This window comes from Herminiimonas arsenitoxidans (assembly GCF_900130075.1).
GTDB lineage: Bacteria > Pseudomonadota > Gammaproteobacteria > Burkholderiales > Burkholderiaceae_D > Oxalicibacterium > Oxalicibacterium arsenitoxidans.
This window is the reverse complement of record NZ_LT671418.1, coordinates 1666197-1687029: the sequence shown is the minus strand read 5'-3', so window position 1 is coordinate 1687029 and position 20833 is coordinate 1666197. Positions and strand designations below refer to the sequence as shown.

19 protein-coding genes are annotated in these 20833 nt (G+C 51.7%); 5 read left to right on the top strand and 14 right to left on the bottom strand.

From position 1 onward, the window contains the following. The first annotated feature begins 328 nt into the window (after positions 1 to 328). Positions 329 to 1099: a TerC family protein gene (locus BQ6873_RS07960; protein WP_076592169.1), complete on the top strand. Its 771-nt coding sequence runs from the start codon at positions 329 to 331 to the stop codon at positions 1097 to 1099. Between the two features lie 146 nt (positions 1100 to 1245). On the opposite strand, the gene BQ6873_RS07955 is transcribed toward BQ6873_RS07960, so the two are convergent. The 5 genes from BQ6873_RS07955 to BQ6873_RS07935 form a co-directional block, all read right to left on the bottom strand. Continuing rightward, positions 1246 to 2313 carry a porin gene (locus BQ6873_RS07955; protein ID WP_076592168.1) on the bottom strand — a complete coding sequence of 356 codons (1068 nt, stop codon included), beginning with the start codon at positions 2311 to 2313 and terminating at the stop codon, positions 1246 to 1248. Between the two features lie 116 nt (positions 2314 to 2429). Then, the gene (locus BQ6873_RS07950) at positions 2430 to 3524 is read right to left on the bottom strand and encodes an ABC transporter ATP-binding protein (RefSeq protein WP_076592167.1); all 1095 of its coding nucleotides are present in this window, start codon (positions 3522 to 3524) and stop codon (positions 2430 to 2432) included. Positions 3525 to 3537: 13 nt separating this feature from the next. Then, complete coding sequence (locus BQ6873_RS07945) at positions 3538 to 5343, bottom strand: ABC transporter permease (protein ID WP_076592166.1); 1806 nt, start codon at positions 5341 to 5343, stop codon at positions 3538 to 3540. Positions 5344 to 5465: 122 nt separating this feature from the next. Next, positions 5466 to 6566: an ABC transporter substrate-binding protein gene (locus tag BQ6873_RS07940; RefSeq protein WP_076592165.1), complete on the bottom strand. Its 1101-nt coding sequence runs from the start codon at positions 6564 to 6566 to the stop codon at positions 5466 to 5468. 126 nt (positions 6567 to 6692) lie between these two features. Beyond that, positions 6693 to 7652 carry a Bug family tripartite tricarboxylate transporter substrate binding protein gene (locus BQ6873_RS07935; protein WP_076592164.1) on the bottom strand — a complete coding sequence of 320 codons (960 nt, stop codon included), beginning with the start codon at positions 7650 to 7652 and terminating at the stop codon, positions 6693 to 6695. A 324-nt stretch (positions 7653 to 7976) separates the two neighbouring features. Between BQ6873_RS07935 and BQ6873_RS07930 the strand changes: the two genes are divergently transcribed. Continuing rightward, the gene (locus tag BQ6873_RS07930; RefSeq protein ID WP_076592163.1) at positions 7977 to 8660 is read left to right on the top strand and encodes a response regulator; all 684 of its coding nucleotides are present in this window, start codon (positions 7977 to 7979) and stop codon (positions 8658 to 8660) included. Beyond that, positions 8657 to 10126: a sensor histidine kinase gene (locus BQ6873_RS07925; RefSeq protein ID WP_076592162.1), complete on the top strand. Its 1470-nt coding sequence runs from the start codon at positions 8657 to 8659 to the stop codon at positions 10124 to 10126. Before BQ6873_RS07930 ends, BQ6873_RS07925 begins: the two co-directional genes overlap by 4 nt. 332 nt (positions 10127 to 10458) lie before the next feature. Here BQ6873_RS07925 and BQ6873_RS07920 read toward each other — a convergent pair whose 3' ends face one another. The 4 genes from BQ6873_RS07920 to BQ6873_RS07905 form a co-directional block, all read right to left on the bottom strand. Further along, positions 10459 to 11238 (bottom strand): alpha/beta hydrolase family protein, encoded by a 780-nt coding sequence (locus BQ6873_RS07920; RefSeq protein ID WP_231949300.1) that lies wholly within the window; start codon positions 11236 to 11238, stop codon positions 10459 to 10461. Between the two features lie 74 nt (positions 11239 to 11312). Then, positions 11313 to 13121 (bottom strand): GspE/PulE family protein, encoded by a 1809-nt coding sequence (locus BQ6873_RS07915; RefSeq protein WP_076594014.1) that lies wholly within the window; start codon positions 13119 to 13121, stop codon positions 11313 to 11315. Positions 13122 to 13176: 55 nt separating this feature from the next. Then, complete coding sequence (locus tag BQ6873_RS07910; RefSeq protein WP_076592160.1) at positions 13177 to 14007, bottom strand: spermine/spermidine synthase domain-containing protein; 831 nt, start codon at positions 14005 to 14007, stop codon at positions 13177 to 13179. 26 nt (positions 14008 to 14033) lie between these two features. Continuing rightward, positions 14034 to 14507 (bottom strand): DNA-deoxyinosine glycosylase, encoded by a 474-nt coding sequence (locus tag BQ6873_RS07905; RefSeq protein WP_076594013.1) that lies wholly within the window; start codon positions 14505 to 14507, stop codon positions 14034 to 14036. Positions 14508 to 14590: 83 nt separating this feature from the next. Here BQ6873_RS07905 and BQ6873_RS07900 point away from each other — a divergent pair, with 83 nt between their 5' ends. Further along, positions 14591 to 15340: an SDR family oxidoreductase gene (locus BQ6873_RS07900; RefSeq protein WP_076592159.1), complete on the top strand. Its 750-nt coding sequence runs from the start codon at positions 14591 to 14593 to the stop codon at positions 15338 to 15340. Between the two features lie 51 nt (positions 15341 to 15391). Continuing rightward, positions 15392 to 15868, top strand: a complete 477-nt coding sequence (locus BQ6873_RS07895) for an ecotin (RefSeq protein ID WP_076592158.1) — start codon at positions 15392 to 15394, stop codon at positions 15866 to 15868. A 68-nt stretch (positions 15869 to 15936) separates the two neighbouring features. On the opposite strand, the gene BQ6873_RS07890 is transcribed toward BQ6873_RS07895, so the two are convergent. From BQ6873_RS07890 to htpG, 5 genes are all read right to left on the bottom strand, one after another. Then, positions 15937 to 16491, bottom strand: coding sequence for a GNAT family N-acetyltransferase (locus tag BQ6873_RS07890; protein WP_076592157.1), 555 nt, complete (start codon positions 16489 to 16491; stop codon positions 15937 to 15939). Continuing rightward, on the bottom strand, positions 16481 to 16987 hold the full coding sequence (locus tag BQ6873_RS07885) for an FUSC family protein (RefSeq protein WP_076592156.1): 507 nt from the start codon (positions 16985 to 16987) through the stop codon (positions 16481 to 16483). Before BQ6873_RS07885 ends, BQ6873_RS07890 begins: the two co-directional genes overlap by 11 nt. Before the next feature lie 39 nt (positions 16988 to 17026). Continuing rightward, the gene (locus BQ6873_RS07880; RefSeq protein WP_076592155.1) at positions 17027 to 17416 is read right to left on the bottom strand and encodes a DUF1090 domain-containing protein; all 390 of its coding nucleotides are present in this window, start codon (positions 17414 to 17416) and stop codon (positions 17027 to 17029) included. Positions 17417 to 17577: 161 nt separating this feature from the next. Then, complete coding sequence (locus tag BQ6873_RS07875) at positions 17578 to 18468, bottom strand: CsgG/HfaB family protein (RefSeq protein ID WP_076592154.1); 891 nt, start codon at positions 18466 to 18468, stop codon at positions 17578 to 17580. A 297-nt stretch (positions 18469 to 18765) separates the two neighbouring features. Further along, a complete protein-coding gene (gene htpG, locus BQ6873_RS07870; RefSeq protein WP_076592153.1) occupies positions 18766 to 20694 on the bottom strand; it encodes a molecular chaperone HtpG in 1929 nt (642 codons plus the stop codon). Between the last annotated feature and the right edge of the window lie 139 nt (positions 20695 to 20833).

Genomic DNA, 20833 nt, shown 5'->3' with positions numbered 1-20833 from the left:
TTAGCTAGGTAATCGACATATTCAATGTCGATTTATACAGCTTTAATCATCCGTTTTTATCCGTTTAAAAATAATACTCTTCGGTTTTTCCGTATATAAATCATGCTAAATTCGATTTCCAGTAATGTTAGGATTCCGTTAAAGTTCGTTCACCTGCCAGAAACGGTGGTTTGAAAAGGGGAAGACCGATGTAGGAGCACCGGTGCTGATTGTTGAAAAGGCAATTGGCTTCAAGCATAAAAATATTTGCCAAAACGAACTCTGCGATCAACCCACCCTGTTGGCGTGAGATGCGCGTAAGGCATTCACCAATTTTTTCGAGACTATTATGGAATTTCTACAAGTTTTTACTACGCCAGAAGCATGGATCGCATTAGCAACGTTAGCGATGCTGGAGATTGTGCTCGGCGTCGATAACATCATTTTCATTTCGGTTCTGGTTGATCGCCTGCCGAAACATCAACAGCAAAAAGGCCGCATCATCGGTCTGGGCTTGGCGATGGGTACACGTATCCTGTTGTTACTGAGTCTGTCGTGGATGATGGGATTGGTCGAACCGATATTCACAATTGGCAGCATGGGCTTCTCCGGTCGCGATCTGATTCTGTTCTTCGGTGGTCTGTTCCTGTTGTACAAGGCTTCGTCCGAGATCAAGGAATTGATGGGTACGCATCAAGAAGAGGAAACGAAAGCTGTCGTGAAGAAGGCAAGCTTCGCGATGACCTTGGCACAGATCGCTGTGATCGATATCGTGTTCTCGCTGGATTCAGTCATTACCGCAGTGGGTATGGTCAGCCAGGTTGAAATCATGATCGTCGCTATCGTGATCGCAGTTGGCGTGATGATGTTCTCGGCAAAAGCAATTGGCGAATTCGTCAACGAGTACCCAAGCATCAAGATGCTGGCACTCTGCTTCCTGGTCATCGTCGGTGCTGTACTGGTGGCTGAGAGTTTCGCGATCCATATCCCGAAAGGCTACATCTACGGTGCAATGGGCTTCTCGCTGGTGGTGGAACTGTTCAACATCCGTATGCGCAGAAATCACCACATGGCAGCATGCGATGCGCCTGAGTCAGTTCAGGACGGCGTAACGGCTTAAGCTGAAGCAAGACGGAGCGGCACTGATGTGCTGCTCCTCAAGTAAAAAGAGGAACCCGTTTGGGTTCCTCTTTTTTTGTCGTGCTACTTGGTAAGTCTATTCGCCAGTCGGAATGAATATTCCGCGCAGTTTAAAACACACAGTTTTTAGAAGCGATGCTGGATGCCGGCGATGATGCCGCGCTGATTGCTAGCGTAACCGACGTCATCACGCGACAGACCAACCAGTTGTCCGTTCTTTGCCTTGGCGTAAGCACCGCTCAAATACAAATCGGTACGTTTCGACAAAGCATACTTTGCGCGGAGCGAGAGCATGTATGGATCGGCATCGGTGTTGGCCGCGACGTTCTTGATGTCTTGATAGGAGAGCAGTGCGATCAAGGTCAGAGCCGGTGTAGTTTTATACGTGACGCCAGCCCAGTAAAAATCGCTGCGCTTGTCGGGAGCATTGGTCGCCAGCTTCATTTTGTAATTACGATAACCAAGATCGACAGCCCATGCATCGGTGATTTGATAATCGCCGGCTAAATGCATGATGGTGGTTTTGTCGTATATGCCAACACCGTTTGCCGTACCATTGGCACGCTGTACTGTCGCAGCGAGGCGCAACGGACCTTTTTCGTAACCTGCACCCAAGTCATACTTGGCACTATCGCTAGTGTTGCCTGCAACTTCACCAAAGCTATACGTTGCGCCAACTTTGAAGTCGCCAAATTTACCTAAGTATTTGACCATGTTAGCCAGATTGGTCACCATGCCGTCTTTACGACCGCCGGTTGCACCAGCCGAGGTAATCCATGAATAACTGGCCGAATAGCCCATAGGATCGAAAGGCAGGATGAAATCATAGGTGGTGGTGAAAGAACGTCCGGCAACGATGCGGCCCCAGCTGCCTTCGAGGCCGACATTGGCCTGGCGACCAAAATAGTCGGCAGTATCTTGCGCACCGGTATCGACCTTGAAGCCGCTTTCCAACTGGAATACTGCCTTTAAACCGCCGCCCAGATCTTCAGTACCGCGGAAGCCCAGACGCGAGGTATTCATCGCGCCGGAGCTAAGGCGAACCAGACTATTCTTGCTGGCATTGGCGTTGTTGACGTATTCGACACCGGTATCGACGATACCGTAGACGGTGACGTTGGTCTGCGCGTAAGCGCTGGCTGCCATAGCGCCGAATGCGGCGAGCATTGCTGTCGCCAGATATTTCTTCTTCATGTTTGATGTCCCCATTTATTTGATATTTTGGTGTTGGCTGTGCGATACGACCACGCTGCACAAAAGCGTTTACATGTGATGGATGTGCCTCCTTTTCTGTGATGTCTGATCGATGATTAATTGGTCTGGAATGCCCAGAGCGCGTGCTGCGGCAATTGCAGCCAGTATTCGCCTGGTGCCAATCGTTGTTTTGCATAAGCGCGTAGGACAGTACCGTCAGTGCCGTTTTCGGCTGCATTGCGGAAGACGCATTCCCAGCGATCACCCAAGTACATGCAGGTGGAGAGCGGTAACTTGATCGCGTTGTCGACGGATGTATCGGAGATGTTGATTTGCTCGACGCGGATAATGGCGGTGGCATCGTTGTTGTCGCTGCTGTGGCCGCGCAGTGTGGCCTTGACATTGCCGCCTGCGATTTGCAATACGACATGCTCGCCTTCACGCTGCAGTATCTTGGCTGGCAAGCGGTTATTGCTACCCATGAATTCCGCCGTGAACAAGGTGTTCGGCGTTTCATACATGCTCTGCGGCGTGCCTTGTTGTTCGATCTTGCCGTTGTTGAGCAACAGAATGCGATCAGAGATCGCCATTGCCTCGGCTTGATCATGCGTGACCATCAGTGCTGACAAACCGAGTCGTACGATCAGCTCACGCAAGAAGGCACGCGCTTCTTCGCGCAACTTGGCATCCAGATTCGAGAGTGGTTCGTCCAGCAGAATGACGGGTGGGTTGTACACCAGCGCGCGCGCGATGGCGACACGTTGTTGCTGACCACCGGACAATTGATGTGGAAAGCGGTCGCCTAACTGGCCGAGACCGAGTTGGTTCAACACGGTCTTGACGCGTTCGGCAATGTCGCTGCTGCTCATCTTGCGCAACTTCAAACCGTAACCGACGTTGTCAGAAACGGTCTTGTGTGGCCACAGCGCATAGGACTGGAACACCAGACCCAGATTGCGTTCTTCCGCTGGAATTTCCAGCTTACGATTGCCATCGAACATGGTGCGTTCGCCGATTTTTATATCGCCTGACTTCGGTGATTCCAGACCTGCTACCGCGCGCAGCAAAGTCGTCTTGCCGCTGCCGGATGGCCCCAGCAAGGCGACTACTTCGCCGCGTTGCAATTCCATCGAGACACCTTTGAGAATCTGATTGGCGCTGGCGCCGGTGCCGTAGTCGAGATGCAAGTCATTGACGCTTAATTCGTTCATGATGATTTCCTGATTAGTCGTGCAACTTGACGCCGAAGCGCAGTGCGATGCCGAGGCCTATGGCCACCAGCGTGATGTTGATAAAGGAGAGAGTGGCGACCAAATCGACGGAGCCGGATGCCCACAGCGAGACGATCAGTGCGCCTATGACTTCGGTACCGGGCGACAACAGATAAACGCCGGTCGAATATTCACGTTCGAAAATCAGGAACACCATCAGCCATGCGCCGAGTACGCCGTAGCGCACCAGTGGCAGCGTGACGTCACGAGTTACTTGTGAACGACGTGCGCCAACCGCACGTGCGGCTTCTTCCAGTTCCGGACCAACCTGCAACAGTGCTGTGGTGATCAGGCGCAAGCCATAAGCCAGCCACACCACCGAGTACGCCAGCCACACAGAGAAAATGGTGGAGCGCAGCTCACGCAATTGTGGAATGACGTGTTCCACCATCCACACCGCGAGGAAGTTGTCATAGCCCTTCAGCATGTTGTCGAGGAAGGACGGTACGAACAGGAATACCCACAAGAAGGAAAGACCCGCCAGCAAGCCCGGTACAGCGCGTGGAATCAATACGCTGTAATCGAGGAAGCGTGTGATGCCATCCGACTTGCGATGCATGGCGAGTGCGATACAGCAATAGCAAGCCACTGCCAGTCCGCCGCCGATCACGCCGATCAAGATGGTGTTGACGATGCCGCGTACCAGAGACGGTTGTTCCCAGATATCGCGGAAATGCTGGAAGGTGAAGGCGTCGATCAGTGATACGCCATAACCCCAGTGCGAAACGAAAGCGCGCAAGGCTATGCCGGACAATGGAATCACTATCGTGAAAATCAACCACGCTGCGATCAGGCCGAAGGCCAGCCATTTCCATTTACCCAAAGGCAGCGCTTTTTGACGCGAGCCTTTGCCTTTGATCGATACATATTTATTGGCAGAACGCAGCAACCAGCGTTGGATCATGACCAGCGGCAGCGTGACTGCTACCAGACACACCGCAACTGCTGCCATCAAATGATAGGAAGGCGTGCCGAGTTTGTTGGTCAGCTTGTACAGATAAGTCGGCAAGACCAAATGGCCTTCCGGATCACCCAGTACCAGTACTAGACCGAATACTTCAAAGCCGAGGAAGAACACCAGTACGCCGGCATACGCCAACGCTGGCATGATCATAGGCAAGGAAACATTCAACGCAACTTGCAACGGTGAAGCACCGGCTACGCGTGCCGCTTCTTCCACATCGGCACCCAGACTTTTGAGCGCAGCGGAGGCGTACAGATAAACGTGTGGTACGTGTGTCAAGCCGGCGATGATGACGATGCTGGGGAAGGCGTATACATTCCATGGCGTTGCTTCTATGCCGATCAAACGCAGCATGTCTTGCATCCACACCGTATAGAAACCAACAGGTCCCATAGACACTACATAACCGAAACCGATCACCATAGGTGATACAAAAATCGGCACCAACAAGAGCGGTGCAATCCAGTTGCGACCAGGCAGATCGGTACGCACCATCAGGAACGCCAGCATGCTGCCCAGTGGTACGGCGATCAAGGCCAGACCGGTGGCGAGGGTTAAACCGTTAATGAAAGCCTGGCGGAAATCAGGATCATCGAAGATGAAGCGATACGGTTCCAGACTCAGTGTTTTGATAGGCGCAAAAAACGGCGCAGATAAAAAGCTCTGATAAAAAATCAATATCAGTGGCAGAAAGATGGCAATCGCTGCCAGCGTAACGACCAGTCCGCGCGGCCAGTTAAGGCGCGACAGCCAGGAGCGGCTGGGTAGCGGATGGATAGAAGTAAGCGTAGTCATAAATAGAAATACCTTGCATAAGCTGTGTTAAATCGCAGGGCGGATACAGCCGTAAGCTCTGCAGTCATCTCGAACGCAAGGTGGAAGACATCACGTTTTCCACCTTGCTTGCTACAGATGAATTACTTCTTGCCTGCGGCTTCTTTCCATTGCTTCAGGAATGCTAGGCGTTTGGTTTGATCCAGGTATTGCAAGAGGGATGGTGTGATTGCAATCGGTTTGAGTGCAGTACCAAGTTGTGTCGTCAGAGCGGCCAGCGTTGAATTGCCGGTGACATCGGAACGCAATGAATACAGTTGCGATTCATTAGCGATGATGGTTTGGCCACGTTTGGACAACAGGTAGTCGATCCACAACTTGGATGCGTTCATGTTTTTAGCCGACTTGTTGATGAAGGCGACACGCGACAGGACCAGGTTGTAATCTTTAGTGAAGACCACGCCGATTGATGGATCTTTGGCGGCACGTGATTGTGCGTAAGAACCGATCACGTTATAGCCGATCAGGTTCTCACCGGAAGAGATGCGTTCCAGCATGGTGCCGGTTGACGATTGCACGCGGAGCGCTACATCGCCGAAGGACTTGGCCAGATTCCAGAATTGCGGATTGGTTTGTGCATCTTCGGTAATGAACAAGAAGCCGACGCCTGATTTTTCTATGTCGTAGCTGGTGACTTTGTTGCGGAACTTGTCTGCCTTGGTGGTTAGCAGTTTGAGCAGATCGGCATGGGTAGATGGCACTTCATCTGGGCTGACTAAACGTTTGTTGTAAACGATGGCGAGTGGTTCGAAGGTTGTGCCGTAAGCACTGTCTTTGTAATTGGCCCAGGCAGGGATGGCTGCAGATTCCTGCGATTTGTAGGTCGCGCCATAACCTTCGCTGACCAGTTTGAATTGCAAGTCCATCGCGGAGGACCACAACACGTCAGCAGTAGTGCCGCCGGCCGCTGCTTCCGAAATAAAGCGGTTATACACTTCAGTTGAATTCATATCGTTGAATTCAATCTTGATGCCAGGATAGAGCGTACCGAAATCCTTGAGCAGTGGTTCCACAGCCTTGGAGTCGGTGGCGCTGTAGATCACCAGCTTGCCTTCCTTCTTGGCGCCGTCAATGATCTTAGCGTAGTCGGCAGAGTAACCAGCAGGAACTTGTGCCGATGCATGTAATGTAAAGCTCAACGAGAGTGCAGTTAGTGCGATTGCTATAGGTTTTTTGATCAACATTTGCTTCGTCTCCTAGTGGATTGAGTTATTCAATAAGGCGCAGGGAACCCAGAGCAAGTCCAAACAGACTTGCCGCCTTGTGCGCTTCACGGAATTTTTTTGCCGAACGAATCGGCGTGGCCAGAACTATCTGATCAGGCCAAGTTGGTCGGATTGTTTGCGATAGTCTTCAACGGTTTTATTGATGTAGTGGGTTAATTGGTCGCCGGTCAGGGCTATCGGGTACAAGCCATTAGCAGCACGTAATCGGTTGAATTCAGGCGTCGCCATCATCTGATCGAAGGTGTGCACCCAGCGCTTGTATGCTTCGTCGCTGACCTGCGGTCCCATGTAGAAGCCGCGTATGATGGGCCAGCTGATATCTATGCCTTGTTCGATGGCGGTCGGCACATTGGCTAATACACCGGGCAAACGTTTTTCGGACAGGATGGCGAGGACGCGAATTTCGCCATCGGTATGCAGGGTTGCTTCGGAGGCATCGCCGGAGATCACTTGTACATGGCCGGCGCGCAGGGCAGTGAATGCTTCGCCGCCACCTTCTAGCGCAACGAAACGCAAACTCTTGGGATTAATCTTGCTTTGCTTGGCCAGCAATGAAACCTTGAGCCAGTCCTGACTGCCGACGGTGCCTGCTGTGCCTATGGTGATTTTGGATGGCTGCTGCTTGAGCGCTTCCATCAAGTCGCGCAGTGTCTTGTAGGGTGAGTCGTTGCGCACGGCTATCATGCCGTAATCGACACCTATTGCTGCGACCCAGCGTACATTCTTGACATCGGCATGGCCGTATTTGCCTTGTGCCAGATTCATCAGTGAGCCGCCGGAGAAGGCCACTAGCGTATCGGCTTCGGCGCGGCGTTGTGTGACGAAGGAGTTCCAGGCGACTGCACCTATGCCGCCGGGCATGTAGCTGATCTTGACGTCGATATCTTTATCGGTGCTTTGCAAGCCTTGCTGTATCAGCTTGCAGGTGACGGACATGCCGCCACCGGGTTTGGCAGGCGCGACGCATTGCACCGGCGCTGCTGCATAAGCGCTGAATGTGATGCATGCACTGAGTGCACAAATCAACTTGATCGGTGTAGTCATTGTCTCCTGCCATCCTCTATTCGGTCGCTCGTTTTCGTGCGACTCGGTTTTATTGTCTGCCCAGCCACCATAAATTTCTTTACAGCAAATTCATGCGGGCTGATGATGCATCCAGCTGGATCGAGCCAGCCGGTTGATGCAGCATTGAATGCAGATGCATTACTCGTTTTTTTCATCATAACGGCTCGAATCTTTCAATTACCTTTCATAGAACGCATTTCACACAAGCCCGTGAGATGTGTTCCGGAAGCCCGGAATTTTGCCAACGGCGATTTTCTGTGTGAGTATTGGCGGCTATATTTTCTTACCTGTGCGTACAAGGCCATGCGAATTTTACTGATAGAAGATCATGTTGAGTTATCGCGTTGGCTGACCAAGGCGCTGCAAGATGCGCATTGGTCGGTCGAATGTGCGATGAACGGTGCCGATGCCGATAGCTTGTTGCATACACAACAATACGCGCTGGTGATACTCGATTTGACCTTGCCCAAGATGGATGGTTTGGAAGTATTGAAACGTTTGCGCGCCCGCGGCAGCAAAACGCCGGTATTGATACTGACAGCACGCGGCGGTTTGCAGGACAGGGTACAGGGTTTGAATCTCGGTGCGGACGATTATCTGGCCAAACCGTTTGAATTGGTCGAGTTGGAAGCACGCGTCAAAGCCTTGCTGCGTCGTGCGCAAGGTGGTGAAGCACCTGTATATAGTTGCGGTGCATTAAGTTTCGATACGGTATCGCGCATGTTCAGCTATGGCGATGCAGCTTTGGCACTGACGCCGCGTGAACATGCAGTGCTGGAAGTTTTGATCAGTCGTGCCGGGCGCGCCGTATCGAAGGAAAAACTATTCGATGAAGTATTTGCACTGGTGGACGATGCCAACCCCGATGCCATCGAAATCTATATTCATCGCCTGCGCAAGAAGTTGCAACGCGATGGCGATGGCGTGGTTGCCATCACGACCTTGCGCGGTCTCGGTTATCTGTTAGAAGTCGCTGCCAAGAAATGACTACAAGCGCAGCCGCCAAGCCAATCAAATCCATGGGCAGTTTGCGCGGCCAGCTATTGCGCTGGCTGTTGGTGCCGCTATTGCTGGTGGTCGCACTGGATGCTTTCTCTGTTTATCGCAATGCTTTGGACGTGGCCGATCTGGCGTACGACCGTGCCTTGCTGGCGTCAACGCGAGCATTGGCAGAACGCGTTTCTGTGGTGAATGGCAAGGTAGTGGCTGACGTACCGTATGTGGCGCTGGATAGTTTTGAAACCGATACGCTGGGACGGATTTACTACAAGGTAACCGGTACGCATGGTGAGTTTGTTTCCGGTTACGCAGATTTGCCGGCATTGCCGCCGGATGTGCCACGTTCGGAAATCTATCCGGCACTGGTGCACTTTTATCACGCCACTTATCAAGGTCAACAGGTTCGCATTGCTGCCTTGTATCAACCGGTCTATGACGATTCCATGCGCGGTATCGCCTTGATTCAGGTTGGTGAAACCATGGATGCGCGCAGCGATCTGACGCGTCAAATTCTCTTTAGTACTTTATGGCGTCAAGGCTTGCTGGTAATGGTGGCCGCCTTGCTGGTGTGGTTTGCAGTGCGTTTGGTATTGCGTCCATTGATGCAATTGAAGGCGCAAGTGGAGGCGCGTTCATTGACTGATTTGGCGGATTTTGACGCTGATCGGGTGCACAAGGAAGTACGTCCTCTGGTCGCTGCAATGAATGGTTATATGGGACGTTTGCAGGCACTGATTACCAGTCAGCGTCGCTTTATTGCGGATGCCTCGCACCAACTGCGTACACCGCTGACGGTGCTGAAGACGCAGGCTGAATTGGCGCTACGTCAATTGGATCGCAATCCCAACGATGCGCGCGCATGGCAGGAGATGCGCGAGATAGTCGAAAGCATCGCTGGCACAACCGAATCCACCGCCCATCTGGCCAATCGTTTGTTGACCTTGGCACGTGCTGAACACGGTATGGCTGAAAGCGATATCACGCCGGTTTCTCTCACCGAAGTGACGCGTCAAGTTGGTTTGGAGCATGCACCTGCCGCGGTTAAAAAACAAATTGATCTGTCATTTGATGCGCCCGAAGAAGTGATGATCAAGGGGCATGCATTGTTGTTGCACGAGCTGATTAGTAATGTGGTGGACAACGCCATTCATTACACGCCGGTAAGTGGCAAGATTATTTTGCATGTGCGGCGGGATGCGCTTGCGCAACGCGCGATACTGGAAGTGGAAGATAGCGGTATAGGTATTCCCAAAGAAGATCGCGAACGGGTCTTCTCAGCCTTTTATCGCTCACCATCAGCACAGCAAAAAAATATCGGTGGCGCAGGTCTGGGCTTGTCTATCGTGCGCGATATTGCTGTGTTGCATGGCGCCGAGATTGCACTGGCGAACTCGGGCGATGGCAATGCTGCCCATCCTGGCCTGAAAATCACGATTAGTTTTCCATCACCATGATTCTGCAAATAGATACTGGATGTTGAAAAAGCAGACCTTGAATTGAAATCAGCACGCTATAAGCGTGCTGATGATGGAGATCAAAGCTGAAGAATTATTGACGCTTAGATTCTTCTTTCTTCAGTTTCTTCGCTTCCTTTTTTTCCTTCATTGTTTTGGCAGGTTCTTTCTTCACTGCCTTCTTGCTGTCCTGACTTTTGCCCATGATGTTCTCCGTGAAAAAATGTATTGCAGTTAATCAAGCAGCGCGATATCGCTTGTGGTCTCACTATAGCAATGTATTTGCACTTTGCTGAGCATATTTGATGGAAGTTACTTTGCCATGACGTTTATCAATTGGCGAGCATCCACTCTGACATCTTTCCAACTACATCATTGTCCAGTCCATTAAAGCCGTGATGCGCACGTGAGTTGCAGGCATCACCCACATCTTCGCCGCCGGTGAAGGAAATCAACTGCTTCTTCGGTGCGTCACGCAGTTTATCCATCAAATTGGATGTGAGACTGAAGATGCAGAGTCTGCAGCCATCTTGCTCATGATGAACCACCAGTACGGGAATCTTCAGCGTGTCCATAGGCATGGAGAGTACGGACGGTCCTTCGCTATCGACCAGTATGGTTGATGTAAGAGCCAAGCCATCCGGTCCTTCTGGCGGCGGCAGTTGCGTCGCGACAAAAGCTGCCGATTGTGTGCCGCGACTGGTGCCAACCAGCCAGACTGGCGTCTTTGTCTGCCCGCGTGTCCAGGCAATGACAGCTTTCATATCAGCCAAATGCTCTGGGGTTTGGCGAAAGCCTCGTAAAAATGGCGAGGACAGGCGATCGGATGGCGCATCAACTAGCACAACCAGAAAACCTTGATTGGCGAAGAGTTGTCGGGCTCGCACCAGGAAATTATCTTTGCCCCAATGGATAGATCCACCAGGTGCAATTTGCAAGCCACCATGACCACCAGCGAGCAAAATGACAGCAGCTTTGGGTGCGGGTGGTGTGATTACGAGCATGCGTTGCGTTATGCCCGGTCTGGTCGGAATATCGACGACCTTTTCCGCGGTTTGAGCGTAGACGGTGCTCAAACAAAACGTCAGGAACAAACCTAATATGGATTTCATCGTGCCATTCATCACTGTTCTCCGAGATGGTCGTTCATGATGGGATGAACGGCTTGCGTTGATGTGTTGCCTTGTCAGGTGAGTGCTGCTGTCACCTTCAAGACTTCTTCTGCTGTGGTGACGCCTTCGATGATTTTCAATGCACCAGCCAGTCGCAGCGGCTTCATACCGTCGGCTATGCTTTGCTGCTTCAATTGATGAATATCGGTTTCTGCCTTGATCATTTTGGAGAAGGATTGTGTGACAGTCAGCAATTCATACAAACCGGTACGGCCGCGATAGCCGGTTTGCCGGCATTCAGGACAGCCAACAGGTCTATAGATGGTGGTAGGTTTGGGCAGATCCCAGCCTTCACTCAGGCTGAGCCAAACGTCGTCCAGCATTTCGCCATCTGGCGATTTGCAGTGTGTGCACAAGGTGCGTGTCAGGCGCTGCGCCATGATGCCGATCAAGGTTGATTCCAGCAGGTAGTACGGTACGCCGAGTTCCAGCAGGCGCATCACGGCAGATGGTGCATCGTTGGTGTGCAGTGTGGAGAGCACCAAGTGGCCTGTCAACGCAGCCTGGATCGCCATCTCTGCCGTTTCCAGATCACGTATCTCGCCGACCATGATGATGTCGGGATCCTGTCGCATCAGCGAGCGCACGCCATCGGCGAACGATAAATCGATGCCGTGCTGCACCTGCATTTGATTGAACGATCCCTCAACCATTTCAATCGGATCTTCCACGGTACAGACATTGACTTCGCTGGTCGCCAGCGCTTTTAAGGTTGTGTACAGCGTCGTGGTCTTGCCGGAACCGGTCGGACCAGTGACGAGTATGATGCCGTGCGGTCTGGTTGTCAGGTTATCCCAACGCTCTGCATCGTCTGGCGGGAAGCCGAGTTCAGGCAGTGATTTAACGACGACATCGGGATCAAAAATCCGCATCACCAGTTTTTCGCCGAAGGCGGTTGGCATTGTCGATAAACGTAATTCAACTTCCTGGCCATTGTTGGTGCGTGTCTTGATACGGCCGTCTTGCGGCCTCCGTTTTTCAATCACGTCCATACGGCCTAGCAACTTGATACGCGCAGTCATCGCGATCATGACGGTTGGCGGTACTTGGTAAACCTGATGCAGCACGCCATCGATACGGAAGCGTATCGCACAGAATTCGCGCTTGGGTTCCAGATGAATATCGGACGCGCGTTGCTCGAACGCGTATTGCCACAACCAATCGACGATGTTGATGATGTGCTGATCGTTGGCATCGACTTGTTTGTGATTGCCCAGTTCAACTAATTGTTCGAAGTTGTTGCGTAAGGCAACGTCCTGGCCGTTCAGCTTCTTCGCGCCCTTGATCGATTTTGCCAGCGCAAAAAATTGCGTCGTGTATTGCGCGATATCGAGCGGATTGGCGATGACCAGTTTGACGTTGCGACGGGTGATCTTGGCAATCTCTGCTTCCCATTCGGTTGAGAAGGGTTCAGATGTGGCGACTACCAATTCGCTAGGCGTGAGCTCAACCGGCAGGATGTGGAAGCGTGTTGCATACGAAGCCGACATCACATCCGCGACGCGGGTGAAATCGATTTTGAGCGGGTCTATGCGGAAGAACGGTAATTTGACTTTGCCCGCCAGCCATTCGGTCAGCCAGTCCAGTGTGACGGGGCGGTGCGGTTCATTGGCAGTCAGCAGTTTGCATTGCGCTACTGCCACCAAGGGATGCATCGCTATCGATGCATTCTTGTAAATGCTCTGTGCCTGATTATAGAAGACCTTGACGCCTTCTTTTGTAACGATGCCATCTGCCAGCAGCCAGGTAAAAATCTGCTGTAAATCCAGCTTCTTGGGCGGGGCCTTGTTCGTGGCAATTGATGTGATGGAAGCAGTTGGCATAACCATGACCCGTAAGATGGAACAGTTGGACTGATGTTAACACACGGTTTAGTCGTTATTGCTGTGCTTGCCACGCCTTGATGCCATTTACCCACGATTTGGCCGGCAGCTTGGTCGCTGCAGTAATTTGTGCCGCACGTTCGTACAGAGCGGTCATATCCAGTGTGGGTTTTGCATTGAAGGCGATGGCAATCACATTGCCTTCATGAACTTCTGGCAAGGAGATCACTGTATCGAATGCAAAGTGCATAGCACTCAGATTTTTTGCATAGCTTGGGTGATCACCGAACAAGTTGACCGTCATGATGCCATCCGGCGTCAAACAGGCAGCACAGGCTTGATAAAACTCTGGCGTATCCAACACCGGGCCGCGTGCAGTGGCGTCGTACAGATCAACCTGCAAGGCATCGATGCGCCCCAGATTGGCCGGATCATTGACGTATTCCAGCGCATCCATTTCGATCACGGTCAGGCGCTCGTCATTCTGCGGCAGCTTGAACATCGAGTAGCAGATCGTGATGACGGATGGATTCAGATCGACCGCAGTGACGCGTGTTTCGGGAAAACGCTTATAGCTGAACTTGGTCAATGCGCCGGTGCCGAGGCCGAGTTGCACGATGTGCTGCGGTTTCTCGTTGAACAGCATCCACGCCATCATCTGTTGCGCATATTCCAGTTCTATCCAGTCGGGCTTGCTGATGCGCATCGCGCCTTGCACCCATTCGGTACCGAAATGCAGATAACGTATGCCGAATTGTTCGGATAGCGTGACCGGCGCAAATTTCACTTTGCGAACTGGTTTCGGTTTGGCAGGTGGAGGAGATTTTTTGCCGGGACCACTTTTCAGATTGGCGTCGGCTTCTATGGATTTTCGTTTGATCAGCATGAATTCGGTGTGAGAGATTTTTTTACTTACTGCATGATACCGCGCCAAACCGTCAGCTTCTGCTCAAATGTCATCATGGCGTAGGCAGGTGAGGACGAGGGCAGGATGAAGGTTTCAAAGCCGGCCTGGGCGAATAAGGCTTCCTGCTTGCCCGATGTCTTGCCATTAAAGCAAACACGACGCAGATTTGGACATTCCTGTTTGAGTTGGGCAAAGTCATTGTGCTGCGCCAAGCGGATAGCGCTATCCAGGCTACCTTCGCGTGCGCAAGCGGCGATCACGTCCCATAAGCCTATGGAATGAGCTTGTAATCGCTTTAACTTGTCGTCGTAAGGCAGTATGACGAGATCTTCATTGATCAAGGTGGAGATCAAGCGCCAGAATTGGTTGCGTGGGTGCGCGTAGTATTGTTGCGCAGTCAACGAAGCTTTGCCGGGGAAGCTGCCCAGAATCAAAATTTCAGTTCGATGGTCGATGACAGGCGGAAAGCCGGTCAGCAGGGAAGTTTGGCTAGAAGCTGGCATGCTGGTATTTTAATGTAGGGCATGCAATGTGACGCGATTGAAAATACAAAGGACGCTTCATGAGCAAAAAAATAATGATCGTGACTGGTGGTAGTCGCGGGATAGGTGCAGAGATTGCCAAACTCGGTGCAGCCGATGGCTATGCCGTGTGCATCAGTTATGTGAAGAACAAGGCGGCAGCAGATGCTGTGGTCGATGCGATCGTGCAAGCGGGCGGTGAGGCTATGGCAGTTGCTGCAGATGTGGCGGTGGAGGCCGATATTCTGCATTTGTTTGAAACCGTCGATAAACGATATGGCACTTTGACAGCCTTGGTCAACAACGCCGGCATTCTGGAAACACAAATGCGCGTCGATCAAATGGATGCGGCGCGTATGCAGCGCATCTTTACGACGAATATAGTCGGCAGTTTTTTATGTGCGCGTGAAGCGGTTAAGCGCATGTCTACATTGCATGGCGGCTCTGGTGGTGCCATCGTCAATACTTCATCGGTCGCCGCACGCGCCGGTGGCCCGGGTGAATATGTCGATTATGCTGCCTCTAAAGGTGCTATCGATACCATGACGGTAGGTTTGGCAAAAGAAGTCGCAACCGAAGGTATACGCGTCAATGCGGTGCGTCCGGGTGTAATCTACACAGAAATTCATGCCAGCGGCGGCGAGCCGGGACGCGTGGATCGCGTCAAAGGCAATATCCCGATGCAGCGTGGCGGCGAAGCGCATGAAGTGGCGCAAGCTGTGTTGTGGCTGTTATCGGACAAGGCATCTTATACAACGGGTAGTTTTCTGGATGTGACAGGCGGGCGATAAAACGACGTTTTTTATCTCTAAAAATTTCAATGTCAGACCTCAGGAGGACGCATGAAAACAGCATGGATATCCACATTTTTTGCATTACTGATTGTGATGCCGATTGCACATGCCGCAGATGATATGAAAGCATTTCCTCTACCTGAGAAGGGAATGACGCGACATGTACTGCAGCTTCCTCCGCAAGAGGACGAGGCGGCCTTCAAGGTGGAGCTGATAGTCGGAAAAGAAGTGTCTACCGATGAAAGAAATCGCTATTTCTTCGGTGGGAAAATTGAAGAAAAAAATATTGAAGGCTGGGGCTATACACGTTACGTCGTACCTAAAGTCGGACCGTTGGCTGGCACTATGATGGCAGTCGATCCGAATGCACCCAAAGTCGCTCGCTTTATTACGCTAGGCGGCAATCCTTATCTGATTCGTTATAACAGCCGTTTGCCTGTGGTGGTGTATGTGCCTAAGGGTGTAGAGGTGCGTTATCGGATATGGCGTGCTGGAGAAGAGGTGAAAAGCATAATGCAGGGTTGATAAGGCAAGTAAGGCTCTTTGTCTATCAGGAAAACACGCTTGCTATAGAAAAGTGGCAAGCGTGTTTTTTATTGGGATATCCATTCAGAGCGCTTGAGTTTGTACAAAACATGCTCTCGCAGTGGATGTCCAGACGGTAGTTTCGGATGCTCGAAATTATCTTCAGCTTTGGTATGCATGCCCAGGCGTTGCATCACGGCTTGTGAGCGCAGATTGGCTGGTACGGTGAACGAGACCACTTCCTGTAATTGTTCTACTTCAAAAGCATACTTCAGCACGCATTGCGCAGCTTCGGTGGCATAAGACTTTCCCCATGCTGAACGTGTCAAGCGCCAAGCTATCTCTACTGCGGGTGTGAAGTGCGCATCGAAAGATACGCGTAGCAGACCAACGAAGCCGGCAAAAGGAAACTCACCTGGAATTTCCAGTGCCCATAAGCCGAAGCCATGTTGTTCAAAATATTCAGGTATACGTGCAACGAGCTGATCGCTTTCGCTGCGACTCAAGATGGCAGGGAAATGTTGCATCACTTCAGGATCAGCATTCATTGCAGCAAAAGGTGCAAGGTCGCTATCCTTCCACGCGCGCAAGAGTACGCGTGTGCCTCGTAGTTCAGGAATCATTGCGCTGCCATTTCTGGATTTGCATATAGATGACGGTTTGCAGCAACGCGACGATGCTACCGGCCATGACTTCGGATACGCGCAATAGTGCGAGATGCAACTCTTCATCCACGCCGCCACCCGAAAACGCAGCGGACATCAGAATCACCACCGTCACCGGTCCCAAGCGCCAGTTGCTTGGATAGTTTTGCCACAGCATGGCAACGATGACGGCCAGCGTCATCGCGATCAGCATGGCGAAGAAGGTCGCGCCAAAAATTACCAATGACAAGCAGGCGATCACACAGCCGGAAATGGTGTTGACCAGTCGTGCCTTGAAGTTGGCTTTGGCGACGGTCATGTCTGGTTCGGTCACGATGATGAGCGAGATCATCGCCCAATAAGGCTCATGCAAACCGAGCGCGCGTAGTCCGTACCACAAGATCAATGAACCGGAGAGGATCTTGATGATGTAGACCAGCGCGTTCTTTCTGGGGGAAATGAAGTTGAATTCCATGTGCAATTAAGACCCCCAGAATGTGGGGCCGTTCAACAGTTATTGCGAAAGTTTAGCCTTGGCTTCTTGTAGTTCGGTTTCTGCTTCTTGCAGTTTTTTTTGTTGGCTGGTGATTTTCTTTGTTTTGCCGCTGGCTTGGGCTTTTTCCAGTTCGGCTTTACGTTCCGCTACCTTATGTTCTTTCTTCTTAACGTCGGCTTCGCGCTCACGTCGCAAGCCTTCATCGGTGCAGTGATCGATGATTTTCTGGAGTGCGATATTCAGTTTCTTTTCCTGTGCCTTGTTGCCATGTGCACGGGCTTGCTCAATTTGGGTGTGTACTTCCTGGCGTTTGGCCGCACAGCCGGTAAGTGGCTCGGCAGCGTGGCTGGCAGAGATGGTGCCTAACAACAGCAGGGCGGACAAACAGCTGGTCGTGATTATTTTCATTTTGCGACTCCTGGTTGGGTGGAAGTCGCTTCACTGTATAGGAACAGGGGGAAATATGGCAACACAAATAGCTCGCTGGAAATGACTACGGCGACCATATTGGTCGCCGTATCGAAGAACATGGCAGTACTGTTCGGTACTTGCCAGTGTCGCCTCAGTGATTACTGAGCAGCTGTTGTTGCTGCTGGCTTGGCCGCAGCCTTTTTCTTCTTGGCAGTTGGTTTGGAATCGTCACCTTGAACGGAAAGCTGACCACCGGTACCGAGACCGCCAGCCACGTTTTGTTGACGGTAGTTTTTCACCGCGCGCACGATGTTGTTATAAGAATCGGTAAAGGCGGCTACGATAACTTTGCCTTCAGCCGTGTTGGAATAACCACCCAGACTGCCGCGTGCGCTGGAGCCGAAGAGTTGGCCCATGGCACCGAAGTCCATGCTCTTGGCGCTACCTTCAGCGGCTGCGATTTGTACGCCCGAGCGGTTGTCGACCAGATTCAGCAATGTGCTGGCTTCTTTGCTGTTGACGTTGCCGGCCAGGCCGGCAACTGCACTACCCAGACCACCGCCCAGCAAACCGGCGACGCTGCCACCCATGCCACCGGCGTTGTTGTTGCTGAAGGTAATCGATGGATTGAGGCCATAGTCTGCTGCGACTATTTTGCCTTTGCCGAAATTTGATTTTTTACGCAATTCGCCGGATTGCTCCAATTGGCGCTCGCCCATCATGGCTGTCATGCCACGGCCGCGTTCGACTACGACGAAGCAGTTTGATTGCTGTACCAGCAGCTTGAGGACAGGAACAGTCGAACCGAGTTTGTATTGGCCGGTCAGGACACCATACCAAGGTGCGCTGGTATCTTCGATGATAGCCATGGTGCCCAGCGGACGGTCGCAGCGTTCGAGTGAGGCATTGGCATTTTGTGCATTGGCACCGCCGGCTGATCCGGTAGCAGCAGTTTTTGCGCCGCTATTGCCCATGTCCATGGTGGAACAGGCACTCAGCAAGACGCCGGTCAGGCAGAGCGGCAAGATACGCAGTAGACGATTCGACATTTCTTTTTCCCCTATCAAAGCAAACAAAAATAAACAGACATCGGATTTTTTTAAATCCTCTTTTCCCACTTGCGTGGGAGCAACAATGTGAAATATTACGACAGTTTCAGAAACATTTTTCTTTTTTGATGCCAGAAAAGCATGATGGTCTTCTTTGCCTGCTGATATTGCAGAGTGGCGGGACGCATGTATGAGCGTTGTAAATCGGATGCGTTGGAACGAAAAAAGCCGCGTTATTCACAACGCGGCTTTTTGTTTAGGCTCGGATTCAGCCATGAAAAATACGGGGTCTCGGATTTATTTCGCAGCCAATCCCAGCAACATTTCATTCAAACGCTTCACGAATCCGGCTGGATCGTTGAGGTTGCCGCCTTCTGCCAGCAGTGCCTGATCGAACAAGATATTCGACCAGTCGTCGAATTTCGCCTCTTCGTATTTCAGACGTTGCACCAATGGATGATCTGGATTGATTTCCAGAATTGGTTTGGCATCCGGTGCATTCTGGCCAGCTGCTTTCAGCATGCGCATCAGGTTGGCCGACAACTCATGTTCTTCCGCTACCAGACATGCAGGCGAATCGGTCAGACGGAAAGTGATGCGCACTTCCTTGGCTTTATCGGCCAGGGCTGTTTGCATCTTGGCGACCAGTTCCTTGTATTGATCTTCGGTTTCCTGATGTTGCTTCTTCTCAGCTTCATCTTCCAGTTGACCCAGATCGAGATCGCCTTTGGCTACCGATGCCAATTCCTTGCCTTCGAATTCTTCAATAAACGACAGCATCCATTCATCAACGCGGTCGGTCAGCAGCAGAACTTCGATGCCTTTCTTGCGGAAGATTTCCAGATGCGGACTGTTCTTCGCAGCGTTATACGATTCGCCTGTTGCGTAGAAAATCTTGGTCTGACCTTCCTTCATGCGCGACACGTAATCGGCGAACGAGACGGTTTGTGCATCGTTGTCGTTATGGGTCGAAGCAAAGCGCAACAACTTGGCGATACGTTCCTTGTTGGTCGCGTCTTCGCCTATGCCTTCTTTCAACACTTGGCCGAAGGCATTCCAGAACGTTGTGTACTTGTCTTTTTTCTCTTGTTCGTCGGCATTCGCCAGTTCTTCCAGCATGCCCAATACACGTTTGGTCGAACCTTCACGGATCACTTTGACGTCGCGTGATTCTTGCAGAATTTCACGCGAGACGTTCAGTGGCAAATCTACTGAATCGATGACGCCTTTGACGAAGCGCAGGTAGACCGGCATCAATTGCTCGGCATCGTCCATGATGAAGACGCGCTTAACGTAGAGCTTGATGCCGCCGCGTTTGTTGCGATCCCACAGGTCGAATGGTGCTTGCGTCGGGATGTAAAGCAATTGCGTGTATTCGCTGCGGCCTTCAACGCGGTTATGCGTGTAGGTCAGCGGTTCGCCGAAGTCGTGCGATACGTGTTTGTAGAACTCTACGTATTGCTCTGGCGTGATGTCGTTCTTGCTGCGCGCCCACAATGCGCTGGCTTGATTGATGGTTTCCAGTTCGTCGCGTACGACGGTTTCTTTTTTCTCTTCGTCCCATTCTTCTTTCTGCATCATGATGGGCAGAGAGATGTGGTCGGAATATTTGCGGATGATGGATTTCAGTTTCCATGACGACAGGAATTCGTCTTCGCCTTCGCGCAGATGCAGAATGATGTCGGACCCGCGTGTTGGCTTGTCGATGGCTTCAACGGTGAAGTCGCCTGCGCCTTCGGACTCCCAGCGTACGCCTTCGCTGGCAGCAGTGCCGGCGCGACGGGTTTCTACCGTGATGCGATCTGCAATGATGAAGCCGGAGTAGAAGCCGACGCCGAATTGACCGATCAGCGCTGCATCTTTTTGTTGATCGCCAGACAGGCGGGAGAAGAATTCCTTGGTGCCGGATTTGGCGATAGTGCCCAGATGCTCGATGGCTTCATCGCGCGTCATGCCGATGCCGTTGTCGGAAATGGTGATCGTGCGCTTTTCCTTGTCGAAGCTGACTTTGATCTTCAGCTCGGAATCGTTTTCAAACAAGGCGTCGTTGTTGATGGCTTCGAAGCGCAGTTTGTCGGCAGCATCGGATGCGTTGGAGACCAGTTCGCGCAGGAAGATTTCCTTGTTGGAATACAAGGAGTGAATCATCAGTTGCAGCAATTGTTTTACTTCAGCTTGAAAGCCTAGGGTTTGCTTTTCTGGATTTTTTTGTTCGGAAACGGCCATTTTGTCCTCAGGAATCAAAAAATAAGGGAAATATTGTTGAAAGTCTGACAGCGGGAGCTGCTGTTTATTCGCAACCCGCAATGATGTTGCTTCGCGCGGCGAAGGTCAATCCAGACTTTTAAAACGTTGGCTTGGAAAT

Bases quoted from the DNA above. Each gene is read 5' to 3' on its own strand.
- BQ6873_RS07960 (WP_076592169.1), top strand. From the start codon at position 329: ATGGAATTTCTACAAGTTTTTACTACGCCAGAAGCATGGATCGCATTA.
- BQ6873_RS07955 (WP_076592168.1), bottom strand. From the start codon at position 2,313: ATGAAGAAGAAATATCTGGCGACAGCAATGCTCGCCGCATTCGGCGCT.
- BQ6873_RS07950 (WP_076592167.1), bottom strand. From the start codon at position 3,524: ATGAACGAATTAAGCGTCAATGACTTGCATCTCGACTACGGCACCGGC.
- BQ6873_RS07945 (WP_076592166.1), bottom strand. From the start codon at position 5,343: ATGACTACGCTTACTTCTATCCATCCGCTACCCAGCCGCTCCTGGCTG.
- BQ6873_RS07940 (WP_076592165.1), bottom strand. From the start codon at position 6,566: ATGTTGATCAAAAAACCTATAGCAATCGCACTAACTGCACTCTCGTTG.
- BQ6873_RS07935 (WP_076592164.1), bottom strand. From the start codon at position 7,652: ATGACTACACCGATCAAGTTGATTTGTGCACTCAGTGCATGCATCACA.
- BQ6873_RS07930 (WP_076592163.1), top strand. From the start codon at position 7,977: ATGCGAATTTTACTGATAGAAGATCATGTTGAGTTATCGCGTTGGCTG.
- BQ6873_RS07925 (WP_076592162.1), top strand. From the start codon at position 8,657: ATGACTACAAGCGCAGCCGCCAAGCCAATCAAATCCATGGGCAGTTTG.
- BQ6873_RS07920 (WP_231949300.1), bottom strand. From the start codon at position 11,238: ATGAAATCCATATTAGGTTTGTTCCTGACGTTTTGTTTGAGCACCGTC.
- BQ6873_RS07915 (WP_076594014.1), bottom strand. From the start codon at position 13,121: ATGCCAACTGCTTCCATCACATCAATTGCCACGAACAAGGCCCCGCCC.
- BQ6873_RS07910 (WP_076592160.1), bottom strand. From the start codon at position 14,007: ATGCTGATCAAACGAAAATCCATAGAAGCCGACGCCAATCTGAAAAGT.
- BQ6873_RS07900 (WP_076592159.1), top strand. From the start codon at position 14,591: ATGAGCAAAAAAATAATGATCGTGACTGGTGGTAGTCGCGGGATAGGT.
- BQ6873_RS07895 (WP_076592158.1), top strand. From the start codon at position 15,392: ATGAAAACAGCATGGATATCCACATTTTTTGCATTACTGATTGTGATG.
- BQ6873_RS07890 (WP_076592157.1), bottom strand. From the start codon at position 16,491: ATGATTCCTGAACTACGAGGCACACGCGTACTCTTGCGCGCGTGGAAG.
- BQ6873_RS07885 (WP_076592156.1), bottom strand. From the start codon at position 16,987: ATGGAATTCAACTTCATTTCCCCCAGAAAGAACGCGCTGGTCTACATC.
- BQ6873_RS07880 (WP_076592155.1), bottom strand. From the start codon at position 17,416: ATGAAAATAATCACGACCAGCTGTTTGTCCGCCCTGCTGTTGTTAGGC.
- BQ6873_RS07875 (WP_076592154.1), bottom strand. From the start codon at position 18,468: ATGTCGAATCGTCTACTGCGTATCTTGCCGCTCTGCCTGACCGGCGTC.
- htpG (WP_076592153.1), bottom strand. From the start codon at position 20,694: ATGGCCGTTTCCGAACAAAAAAATCCAGAAAAGCAAACCCTAGGCTTT.